This is a genomic window from Amycolatopsis sp. NPDC043889 (assembly GCF_056435645.1).
In genome coordinates this window covers 125,137-136,012 of record NZ_JBWKEC010000019.1, presented here as the reverse complement: position 1 = coordinate 136,012, position 10,876 = coordinate 125,137, and the positions used below count along the sequence as shown (strand labels likewise).

Below are 10,876 nucleotides of genomic sequence, written 5' to 3'. Positions count from 1 at the left end.
GGGGGGGGGGGGGGGGGTTTTTGCGCTCATTTCGGCGGGGGGAAAAAGGGGAGGGGGGGGGGGGGGGGGTGGGGGGGGGGGGTTGGGTTCCCACCCCAACCCCCCCCCCACGACCACCCCAGCCCACCTCTCACCGCTACCGAAGTCCGTGAAGGGCCCCTTCCTTACCCTCAAGGTAGGTAAGGAGGCCTTCACGGACCTACCGCACCCCCGCGGCCAGAAAAGAAGTACGGACGAGCCGGCGTGTAAGCCGGATCCTGTCCTCGCCCCGCCTTGCGGCCGGGCGAGTGGCGGCCATCCATCTAGGCCCGCCGTCGCCGACGGGCTCGAGCGGCCTACCCGCGGGCTCGGGCGGGCAGCCCTCGATCGCCTGCGCAGGAGCCTCGCGGCTCCCTCTTGGCCTTGCTCCGGGTGGGGTTTACCTAGCCGTCCTGGTCACCCAGGACGCTGGTGGTCTCTTACACCACCGTTTCACCCTTACCTCCGCCCGCGAAGCGAACGGAGGCGGTCTGTTTTCTGTGGCACTGTCCCGCGGGTCGCCCCGGGTTGCCGTTAACAACCACCCTGCCCTGTGGAGTCCGGACTTTCCTCGAACCGGTTTCCCAGCTCGCGGCCGCCCCGCCGACTCGTCCGTCGGAGAATCCTACTGCACGGGTCCGGGCAGGCAGTTCAGGTTGCGCCGCCCGTCGGGCTGGACGACGAACCACACGTGGTCGGTGCCCTGCCCGGTCCATTCGCCGGGCCGCGCGTTGGCGAATTTGTAGAGCGGCCAACCCGCCACGGTCACCTGTTCGGGGCCTTCGGGACGCTTGATGGTGTCGACGAGAGCCGGGTCGATGCCGGTCACCGACGGCGTGCCGCTGGTCGTGACGGGCGTCCACAAGATGGCGCAGTCCCCGAGGCACGCCGAGCGGGCCTTGTGCGGGTTGTCGCGTTCGTAGCGGAAGAGGACGGCGCCGGTCTCGTCGAGGACGGCCTGGCCCATCCGGGTCATGTAGACGGCGGTGAGCCGCGTCCCGGCCGGAGCCTCCTCCGGGGTACTGGGCCGCGAGGTGCCGGGCGACGGCACCCGCGGGCTGGGGAGCGCTTCGGTGACCGGGGCCCGAGCCGTCTGCGACGCGGGTTCAGCCGCCTGCCACCACATCGCGGCGCCCACGACGAGCGCCGCGATGACGACGAGCATGGTCAACCGCGATCGGCGCATCAGGCGTCTCCGTTTCTCCCGGGTGGCTGACGGGGTTCTGCTCCGCGATCTGGTTGGTCCAGTGGAGGACGGCGGACGGGCTGTCGAGGCCTACGACGCCGACGAGACGCCCCTTGCGGACGAAGCCGGTGACGGGCCGTTCGCCGCCGACAGGGGAAGCGAGCGCGACGGTGTCGGTGCCCAGCTTCGGGATGCCGCCCGCCTGGATCCGCATGCCGTGCTGTTCGGACCAGAACCGCGGCACCGGCGCGAACGGGCGAGAAGCCTGCGGGCCGGCGAGCAGGTTCTCCGCGGCCGCCCGGCCCATTTCGACGGCGTTGAGCCAGTGCTCGACCCGTCGCGGCGTCTCGTCGAAACGCAGGTTCGGCCATTGCGCGACGTCGCCGGCGGCGACGATGTTGCTCATCCCGAGCACGTGGCAGGTCGGCGAGCAGACGACGCCGTCGTCGAGCGGCAGCTTCGCCCCGCGCAGCCACGAGATCGACGGCACGGTCCCGACGGCGACGACCACACACGAGACGTCCAGGATCCAGCCGTCGGACGAGCGCAGCCGCAGGCCGTTCGCCGTGGTCTGCCAGCTGTCGATGGACGCGCCCAGCGCCAGCCGCACCCCTCGCGACCGGTGCAGCGCCGAGAGCTTCTGCCCGATGTGCTTGCCGACGACCTCGCCGAGCAGATGCGCCGACCGGCCGATGATGGTGACCTCCCGGCCGATCTCGCGCAGGCTCGCGGCGACCTCGCAGCCGATGAACCCGCTGCCCAGCACCGCGACGGGCCCGTGGCCGGCGGCGAGGTTGTCGCGCAGTTCCGCGGCGTCGGCCAGTGTCCTGACGACGACCACCCTCGGATGTCCGTGCGGCACACCGGAAAGCCGCCGCGGTTCGACGCCGCTGGCGATGACCAGCCCGTCGTAGGGCAGTTCCTCCGCCCCGGGCAGATGGATGACCTGACGGCCGGGCTGAAGATGGGTCGCCGGGGTGTTGAAGCGCCATTCGGCGTCGATCTCGTCGGGCCGGGTGAGCAGCGTTTCCGCCGGATGGGTGGCGCCGGTGAGCAGTTGCTTGGACAGCGCCGGCCGGTGGTACGGCAGCTCCGGCTCGTTGCCGACGATCACCAGTTCGCCGTCGAACCGCAGTTCCCTCAACCGTTCCGCGCACCGCAGCCCGGCCAGCCCGCCGCCGACCACGACGATCCGTTCGCTCATCGTCCAGCCCCCTGCGGACCGCTCAGTCGGATCGCGCGCATCGGGCATGCTCTGGCCGCGGCCTGGACCAGCGGCACCTGTTTGGCGCCGGGTTTACGGAGGTAGCGCAGCTGACCGTCGCCCTGTAGTTGGAAGACCTTCGGCGCTTCGGCCTGGCAGATGGCGTAGCGGTGGCATTTCTTGTCGTCGACGGAGATCCGGACCGGTTCGGCCCGGCCGGTTCCGCCTTCGAGCAGCCCCAGCCGGACCAGCGCCCGCGGCGGGAGCACGCGGAGCACGGTGAGCACGACGGCGGGGGTGAGCACGGTGATCCCGCCGAGCCAGACCGTCGCGAGATTCCCGTTCGCGGCCGCGCCGAGCCAGGAGTGGATCGCCAGCAGGCCGACCGCGAAGTAGCCGGCCTGATGGAACCGCTGCCCGCGGCGATCGGTCACGCCACGGCGTATCGCGGCGGTGACCGAGACGGCGACGAACAGTTCCAGCCCGACGACACCTGCCGCGTGCCGCGCGAACCCGCCGCCCGCGAACGGGATCAGCAACGCGAGCACGCCGAAAGAGTCGTCGTCGAGGAACAGATAGGACAGTCCGTGGACCGCACCGGTGGCGAGACTGAACGTCGCGAACACGACGTGACCCCCGCGCAACGCCTCGTGACCGGTGACGCGCCTGATCCAGCCGGTGGCGCTCAGCACGCCCCACACCAGCGTCAGGCACATCGTCACGTAGGCGAGCCGGGCGGAAAGGGCGGCGATGTCCCGCACCCCGCTGTCGTGCGGCGACGACGCCGGGATCACCGCCAGGAGCGAGGCCGTCATGCTCGCCTGCCCGGCGCGCCGAGAACCCGGACGAGACCGAAGGTCGCTCCACCGGCGATCCCCACCATGAGCATGCCGAGCGCGATGTCGCCGCCGTCGAGTTCGTTGCCGCCCGCCGGAACGACCATCAGCGAGGTGGTCTCGGCGATACCGGTGCTTTCGAGCAGGGTCATATGCCGCATGACGGTGTCGACGGCGGTCTGGGCGAACGACCGCATCGCGTCGTCGCGGGTGGCGGCCCGGACATGCGAGGCGAGACCGAAGATGCTCCCGTGCGCGGCGCGGGCGCGGTTGACGTAGAGCCGGTCGAAGTCGGCGCCGGCGGCACCGGTGATCTCGTCGGCCCAGGAGCGCTGTTCTTCGGTGGGCTCGCCGGGCAGTTCGACACGGACCTTCGAAGCGAGTGCGCGGACCTGCGCGTCGAGGCGGTCGTGGTCGTCGGCGAGTTTGCGGCCGACCTCGCGGACCCGCTGCGCGCTCCCGCGCTGTTCCACCTGACGGCTCACCGGGCCTTCCCACAAACCGGCTTGGCGCACCCGGACGAGGAGTTCCCGATCGTGGGAGTCGATTTCCGCGAAGGCGTTGGCCGGCGTTCCCACCCATATCACCATGCAGCCGATCACCACTCCAAGAAGCCGATAGATCATTTCACCCGTCCCCGTCCTCGAAGTGCCTCACTGGGAGTACGGCGAACCGGAGCGGCCGGTTCGATCTCCACTGTCGCAGTCAGTGTGACGTGCATCACATGACACATTTAGAACCGTTTCCCATCGACATACGTACCCGGATGACTAATGGTAAATAGAGCACTACTGCACATGGTCCACGGCGATAGTCTGCGCTACGGTGTACCAACCTGAGAAATCCTCCACCGCTGGGGAGGTTGCGAACTTCATGGAAGCAGTGGGCAGAGAATGCGGGCTCGGCGGCGAGCCTCGGTCGAGCGAGCTTTCCGACGAGCTGATTTCGTTACTGTACAAGGATTTCCGGGAAACCCTGTTCAGCCAGGTGATGTACCTGACCGGCCATGATCAACAATGGACGGAGGACGTCGTCCAGGAAACACTGATTCGCGCCTGGCAGCATTCCGACACATTGAACCGTGAGCCGGGAATGCTGCGCGGCTGGCTGCTCACGGTCGCCAAACGGATCGTGATCGACGGCTGGCGAAACCGGCGCGCGCGCCCGCAGGAGGTGGAGCTGGACAGTTCCGAAAACGCCGAAATAGCGGATCAGACCGAGCAGTCACTGTCCGCACTCGTCATTTCCGAAGCGCTACGCTATCTGGACAGCAAATATCAGGCTGTCATCTACGAGACGTATCTGACCGGGCATACGGTCCGGGAGGCGGCGGTGATATTGGGAATCCCGGAGGGAACTGTCAAATCACGGCTGTACGCGGCTATGAGGACGTTGCGACGGTCGTTAGGAGAGCTGGGTTCGCGATGAGGAAGCGAAAGGTGAAACACACCGATGTGGCGGCGTACGTACTCGGTGTGCTCGACCAGGCCGAGGCTCACGCCTTCGAAACACATTTGAAGGGCTGCGTGCGCTGTGGCCGCCAGGTCGCGGAATTCGCTTCGGTGGAAGACGCGCTGGCGAAGGCCGACCTGCGCTACCTGTCCCCCGTCGCTTCACCGCGGTGCGGGCGGCTGTCGCTGATCGCGACCAACCTCGTCGTGGTCTTCCTGGCGTGCGTCGTCGCGGCCTTGATGTCGTCACAACGGTCGTCCCGCCGGCTTCGGCGGATCTCGTCGGATGCGGGCATCTCGACCCCTGCTCCCCTCGATGACCAGCGAATACTCCCGATACCGCTCACGTTCGAGTAGTCTGCCGCAACCCGACACGAAGGTCTCTACGGTGCATACCGAAGTAAATCCCGAGAGCCCCTTCGGCGGGCCTTCGGTACCGAAGCGCCGCGCCGCCGGGCTACTGGGCCGCGACAGCGAACTCGACACGATCACCGGGCTGTTCCGGGCCGCCCTGAACGGCCGGGCCGTCAGCGCGGTGGTGGTCGGCGAGTTCGGCATGGGCAAGTCGTCGGTGCTCACCGCGGCCACTGAGCTCGCGGAAGCGGCCGGGTTCACCGTCGCGATCGCCACCGCGTCCCGGCTGGAGACGCATCTGAGCGGCGGTGTCGGCCGCCAGCTGATCGAGGGGCTCACCCACGCGCCCGCCGTCCCCGGCTCACCGCGGCCGCGCACGCCGCATGTGACTGAAATCTTGCCGGACCATCCTCCCCGGACCGAACAGGAACAGACCGAGGCACTCGACGCGTTCTTCCACGCCGTCCGGCACGCCGCCGAACAGGGGCCGGTCTTCCTCGGCATCGACAACATCCACCTCGCCGACCCGTGGTCGATGCGCTGTCTCGCCTACATCCGCCATCGTGTCGAGCACCTGCCGGTGCTGGTCGTGCTGACCTCGTTGATCGGCCATCTGCAGACCGGCGAGGTCGCGCTGCTGGAGATGTCCGGCTGCACTCCGGCGACGATCCTGTTGCGCGGGCTCGGCACCCGGCACGTCGCCGAGTTCCTTCGTGTCCCTCCCGGGCAGTTCGCCGAGGAATGCCGCGAGGTCACCGGCGGCAACCCGTTCCTGCTCGGCGCGCTGGGGCGCCGTCTGGTCCCGGGGATGGACCTGGACACCGCGGGGTCGGCGATGATCGGCGAGGTGCTGCGGGTCCGCATGCACGAGTACACCGCCGCGCCGAAGATGCTCGAAGCCGTCGCGATCCTGGGCGAGGACGCGAGCTTCGACCTGCTGGCCCAGCTGGCCGGAGTCGACGAAAGCACCGCGCTGGAAGCCATCGACACCATGGTCCGCGTACACCTGCTGACCAACAGCCATCGGCCGTCGCTGACCTACCGGTTCGTCCGCAACTCGGTGCTCGCCGACATGCCGCTCACCACCAGGGCGGTCACGCAGGCCAGGGCGGCACGGCTCCTGCACGACGCGGGCGCCGCGCCGGAGCGGGTCGGCGCGCATCTCCTGGAGGCGACCGCGATCAGGATCCCGTGGGCGGTCGACGTCCTGCGGCTGGCCGCGCGGCATTCCGTGGTCGAGGGCGACCCGGAGCTCTCCGTCCGGTTCCTGTCGCGGGCGCTGGAAGAACGGCTCAGCGAACGCAAGCGGATGGCGATCCTGCTTCAGCTCGCGCACGCGGAGTTCCACTGCGACCCGGACTCGGCGCCGGCCAGGGTGCGTGAGGCCATCGACCACATCGACGACCGCGAAACCGCGGCCTTCGTCGCGACGGCCATGATCCTTTCGCTGTGCTGCGGCCCGGACGCGCGGCTGGCGATCAACTCGGCGGGCCAGTTCGCCGCACGGCTCGACGCGGGCGGGCCCGACGCCGTCTGGCCGCTGCTGTGCATGACCTATCTCGCCGAGGCGGGCAGCAGGCTCGGGCCGCCACCGGACTTCCGCGACTTCGAGCGGCAGTGGGCACCGCTGAACGATCCCGCCGCACAGCAGAGCCGGTCGGGGTTGCTCGCGCTCGACACGGTGCGAAGCGGGAAGTCCTCGGCGAACGCCGTCCGGCATTTCGGGGAGGCGTTGTCCGGCGAGCAGCCCGAACTGTTCGAACAGCCCTACTTCTTCACGCTCGCGACGGCCGCGCTCGCCGACGAGCCCGCGCTCACCGACAAGCTCTGCCAGGTACTCGACACGAAACGCCTGCCTTGGGACTTCCATGTGCCGAAGGGAGCCCTGGCCACCCTCGCCCGCGGCATCGCCCTGCAAGCCGGCGGCGATCTGGTGCGGGCGAGCGTCCACTACGAATCGCTGGTGCGGCAGTTCGACGAACGCGGCGTCACCAGCCGGTGCCCGATCGCGGTGCTGTGCGCGGCGAGGCTGATCGAGGTCTCGGTCGACCTCGGCCGCCACGACGTCGCTAACGCGCTGCTGGGCAAAATCGATTTCGCGGCCACACAAGCACTTTTCACGCACAATTACCTGCTCTACGCCCGCGGCAGGCTCCGCGCGGCCACCGGTGAACCCGAACTCGGCTACGAAGACCTGCGCGGCTGCGGCCGCCGTCTCGAACACCACGGCATGCGCTTCCCCGGTTTCGCCCCGTGGCGCGCGCACGCCGCCCGCACCGCGCTGGCGCTCGGGCGCACCGACGCGGCGGCCCGGCTCGCCGAGGAAGACCTCGACGCCGCGGGACGCTGGGGGGCGCCGAGGATCCTCGGCAGCGCGCTGACCACCGCCGGTCTCGTCCGCGACGATGGCCTCGGGGAGGAAGCCGAACGCCTGCTCACCAAGGCCGTCGACGTTCTCGGCGGATCGACCGCGAAACTGGCGCTGGCCGAGGCGCTGACCGAACTCGGCGTGCTCCAGGCCCGGCACGGGCAGGCCGAGAAGGCGATCGGCACGCTGCGGAGGGCCACGCAGTCGAGCAAGCACTGCGGGGCGCGGCCGCTCGCGAGACGGGCCGCCGAGGCGCTGCGGGACGCGCGCACGAGCCTCACGACGGCGAAGGACAACGAACACGGCCTCACCAAACAGGAGTACCGCGTCGCGCTGATGGCGTCACAAGGTCTCACCAACCGGGAGATCGCCGAAGCACTGCATCTGACCCGCCGCACCGTCGAACTCCATTTGTCCGGCGCCTACCGGAAACTGGGGATCACCGGCCGCACCGAATTGAGTTCCGCGCTCGGCCGGTCCCAGCGCGTGGACGCCGATTGACGGTTTCCGGGGGTGGCGGGTTCACTCCGCGGCATGCCGGGAATCGAATCCGAACCACTCAAATTCGCCTATTGGGTCCCCAATGTGAGCGGTGGTCTGGTCACCAGCGACATCGAACAGCGCACCGACTGGGGATACGAGTACAACCGGGAACTCGCCGTCCTCGCGGAGAACAGCGGGTTCGAGTACGCGCTGAGCCAGGTCCGCTACACGGCCAGCTACGGTGCCGCCTACCAGCACGAATCGACCGGGTTCAGCCTCGCGCTGCTGCTCGCGACGCAGCGGCTGAAGGTGATCGCGGCGATCCATCCCGGACTGTGGCATCCCGGGGTACTCGCGAAGTTCATCGCCAGCGCGGACGTGATCTCCGGCGGCCGTGCGGCGGTCAACGTGGTCAGCGGATGGTTCAAGGACGAATTCACGAATCTCGGCGAACCGTGGCTGGAACACGACGAACGGTATCGTCGTTCGGAAGAGTTCATTCGGGTGGTGAAGGAACTCTGGACCAGCGACCACGCCGAATTCACCGGCGATTTCTACCGGATCCACGATTTCGACATCAAACCCAAACCGGCCGGGCGGCCGCATCCGGAAATCTTCCAGGGCGGCAACTCCACCGCGGCGCGGAAGCTCGCGGGCCGGGTCTCGGACTGGTACTTCAGCAACGGCAAGGACTTCGACGGGTTCAGCGAGCAGGTCGCGGAGGTCCGCGGCTACGCGGCCGAGAACGACCACGCCGTCCGCTTCGGGCTCAACGGTTTCGTGATCGCGCGAGAGACCGAGAGCGAAGCGAAGGCCGTGCTGCGCGAGATCGTCGAGAAGGCGAACACCGAGGCCGTCGAGGGCTTCCGCACCGCCGTCAAGCAGGCGGGAAGCTCCACTTCGGACAAGAAGGGGATGTGGGCCGACTCGGAGTTCAAGGATCTGGTGCAGTACAACGACGGTTTCCGCACCGGGCTGATCGGCACGCCGGAGCAGATCGCGGACCGGGCCATCGAGTACAAGAAGCGCGGGGCGAACCTGCTGCTGCTCGGTTTCCTGCACTACCTGGAGGACGTCGAGTACTTCGGGAAGCACGTGCTCCCGGTGATCCGGGAGAAGGAGGCGGACCTCGAACGCGTTTAGTCCTCTGAATGCGGTCGTTGCGCGGGGCAACTACCGCATTCAGAGGACTAAACGCGGGGGTTTCAAGGGAGGTAGACGGTCTGGCCGGGGTGCATGGTCGGGCCGCAGTCCTTGAGCGGGCCGCCGAAACGCGCCTTCTCGACGTCCGGCATGGTCTTCGCGGCGTACTCCTGGACGGCCTTCAGTTTCTCGGGACTGGAGACGGCGTCCTTGCGCACGAAGTCCCCGTTCCGCGGCCCGCCGCCCGGGTACACGAAGATCGGCTCGTAGTCGCGGTCGATCCGCGGGTCGACGGTGATGCCGTTACCCGCGGCCCACGGACCCCACGAGTGGATGAAGGTCGGCTTGACCTTCTCGAACACGTAGTCGCGCAGGCCGGGCATGTCACCGTTCTTGACGAAGTCCGCGACGTCCGCCTCGACCAGCCCGGCCATGTCGACCAGGTGCAGGCGGCTGGTCATCGACGAGCCGCCGAGGTCGGGCAGCAGCAGCGACGCCTGCTGGAGGCCGAGGATGTCGGCCATGGTGTTGAAGCCGCGGCCGAAGCGGTCGGCGATGAGGCACGCGGGCACCGTCGGGACCTCTTGGAACTTCTTCGACGCCGACGCGAAGCCCATCCCGGACGGGATCGCGGCCGCGACCAGCACGAGCACCACGACGGTCCGCAGCACCGCCCGCGAGCGGCGCAGCAGTTCACCGGCGGCCAGCGTTCCCGCCAGCACGGCGAGGATCCAGATCGGGGTCGCGAACCGGTGCTGGCCCATCCAGTCCGGGACCATCACGCCGTACGCGACGATGCCCAGCGCCAGCGGCACCAGCAGCGCGATCAGCGCGCGCCGCCATTCCGCCCGGACCAGCGCGTAACCGATGGTCAGCGCCAGCAGGATCGTCCCGGCGACACCGGCGTAGCCGACCAGCTCGAACGGCTGCTTCAGCGCCGAAAGCCCGGGCAGGCCCTGCCCCTTCGCGATGGACGGGTTCGCCAGCAGCCTGCCGAACTCCGCGATCCGCCAGGCGAGGTACGCCCCGAACGGGATCGCGAACGCGACGACCGACACCACGACCAGCTTGATGCTCTGGCCCAGGAGCGGCTTCCGCAGCTGGAACAGGACGACGAGCGGGTACGCACCGCCGTAGATCAGGCCTTCGGGGCGGGTCAGCGCGGCGAACGCGACCAGCACCCCGGACCAGACGGCGACCTTCGCGGTGAGCACGGTGTCCTTGCGCACGGCCACGAACAGCAGGACGGCGAGCCAGGCGACGGCCATCCCGAACAGGGAGTTCTCCAGACCGGAGATCGTCCAGATGACGAACGACGGGATCGCGGCCAGCGTCAGACCGACGACCAGCGTCGCCAGCCAAGCGAAGCGCGCGAAGATCTGCTTCGCCGCGACGTGGCACGCGGCCAGCGTCCCGGCGGTGAACAGGAGCCCCAGCAGCTTCGGGAACAGGACGTAGTCCGGAACGCCGAACAGCATGCCGCTGTCGAAGACGCCGACGAGCTTGCCGAGCGCCAGCGCCACCAGCCACGTCGAGTTCGACCAGCCCTCGACCGACGGCTGCCCTTGCTGCAGCACCGGGCCGAGCCCGTCGGCGAAGCTGCGCGCGTAGGAGAAGGTGATGGCCGCGTCGTCGACGATCCAGTGGCCGTAGAGGGTGGCGTGCCAGGCCAGCGCCGCCACCCCGGCGAGCACCGCCAGGTACGGGGCGACGCGGGCGGCCAGGCCACGACGGGCCGGCGTCTCCGCCGGGTCGGGCACGTCTTTTTCGGAAGCTTCGCTGAGTGCGCTCGCCGTCATGTCCCCGTCTTTGCCTTTTCGCTCACGTGCCGTC

At 68.8% G+C, this 10,876-nt stretch carries 9 protein-coding genes and 1 other RNA gene; 4 read left to right on the top strand and 6 right to left on the bottom strand.

The window, feature by feature from the left end; all coding sequences use genetic code 11:
- Positions 1-230: 230 nt before the first annotated feature.
- The 5 genes from rnpB to AC0685_RS29335 form a co-directional block, all read right to left on the bottom strand.
- Positions 231-629: RNase P RNA component class A (gene rnpB, locus AC0685_RS29355), an RNA gene on the bottom strand.
- 14 nt (positions 630-643) lie between these two features.
- Positions 644-1,204, bottom strand: coding sequence for a COG4315 family predicted lipoprotein (locus AC0685_RS29350; protein WP_478228464.1), 561 nt, complete (start codon positions 1,202-1,204; stop codon positions 644-646).
- Positions 1,125-2,408: an NAD(P)/FAD-dependent oxidoreductase gene (locus tag AC0685_RS29345; RefSeq protein ID WP_478228463.1), complete on the bottom strand. Its 1,284-nt coding sequence runs from the start codon at positions 2,406-2,408 to the stop codon at positions 1,125-1,127. Before AC0685_RS29345 ends, AC0685_RS29350 begins: the two co-directional genes overlap by 80 nt.
- Entirely contained in the window at positions 2,405-3,223 is an 819-nt protein-coding gene (locus tag AC0685_RS29340; RefSeq protein WP_478228462.1) for a ferredoxin, read from the bottom strand. Before AC0685_RS29340 ends, AC0685_RS29345 begins: the two co-directional genes overlap by 4 nt.
- A complete protein-coding gene (locus AC0685_RS29335) occupies positions 3,220-3,870 on the bottom strand; it encodes a DUF4142 domain-containing protein (RefSeq protein ID WP_478228461.1) in 651 nt (216 codons plus the stop codon). The genes AC0685_RS29340 and AC0685_RS29335 overlap by 4 nt, the downstream gene beginning before the upstream one ends.
- Before the next feature lie 247 nt (positions 3,871-4,117).
- On the opposite strand from AC0685_RS29335, the gene AC0685_RS29330 reads away from it, so the two are divergent.
- Genes AC0685_RS29330 through sfnG form a run of 4 tightly spaced genes read left to right on the top strand, consistent with a single transcriptional unit; the run spans position 4,118 to position 9,043 of the window.
- A complete protein-coding gene (locus tag AC0685_RS29330; RefSeq protein ID WP_478228471.1) occupies positions 4,118-4,672 on the top strand; it encodes a sigma-70 family RNA polymerase sigma factor in 555 nt (184 codons plus the stop codon).
- 11 nt (positions 4,673-4,683) lie between these two features.
- Complete coding sequence (locus AC0685_RS29325) at positions 4,684-5,052, top strand: zf-HC2 domain-containing protein (RefSeq protein ID WP_478228460.1); 369 nt, start codon at positions 4,684-4,686, stop codon at positions 5,050-5,052.
- A 31-nt stretch (positions 5,053-5,083) separates the two neighbouring features.
- A complete protein-coding gene (locus AC0685_RS29320) occupies positions 5,084-7,918 on the top strand; it encodes an AAA family ATPase (RefSeq protein ID WP_478228459.1) in 2,835 nt (944 codons plus the stop codon).
- Between the two features lie 33 nt (positions 7,919-7,951).
- A complete protein-coding gene (gene sfnG / locus AC0685_RS29315; RefSeq protein ID WP_478228458.1) occupies positions 7,952-9,043 on the top strand; it encodes a dimethylsulfone monooxygenase SfnG in 1,092 nt (363 codons plus the stop codon).
- Between the two features lie 62 nt (positions 9,044-9,105).
- On the opposite strand, the gene AC0685_RS29310 is transcribed toward sfnG, so the two are convergent.
- Positions 9,106-10,842, bottom strand: coding sequence for a hypothetical protein (locus tag AC0685_RS29310; protein WP_340684362.1), 1,737 nt, complete (start codon positions 10,840-10,842; stop codon positions 9,106-9,108).
- Positions 10,843-10,876: the final 34 nt, after the last annotated feature.

Bases quoted from the DNA above. Each gene is read 5' to 3' on its own strand.
- AC0685_RS29350 (WP_478228464.1), bottom strand. From the start codon at position 1,204: ATGCGCCGATCGCGGTTGACCATGCTCGTCGTCATCGCGGCGCTCGTC.
- AC0685_RS29345 (WP_478228463.1), bottom strand. From the start codon at position 2,408: ATGAGCGAACGGATCGTCGTGGTCGGCGGCGGGCTGGCCGGGCTGCGG.
- AC0685_RS29340 (WP_478228462.1), bottom strand. From the start codon at position 3,223: ATGACGGCCTCGCTCCTGGCGGTGATCCCGGCGTCGTCGCCGCACGAC.
- AC0685_RS29335 (WP_478228461.1), bottom strand. From the start codon at position 3,870: ATGATCTATCGGCTTCTTGGAGTGGTGATCGGCTGCATGGTGATATGG.
- AC0685_RS29330 (WP_478228471.1), top strand. From the start codon at position 4,118: ATGGAAGCAGTGGGCAGAGAATGCGGGCTCGGCGGCGAGCCTCGGTCG.
- sfnG (WP_478228458.1), top strand. From the start codon at position 7,952: ATGCCGGGAATCGAATCCGAACCACTCAAATTCGCCTATTGGGTCCCC.
- AC0685_RS29310 (WP_340684362.1), bottom strand. From the start codon at position 10,842: ATGACGGCGAGCGCACTCAGCGAAGCTTCCGAAAAAGACGTGCCCGAC.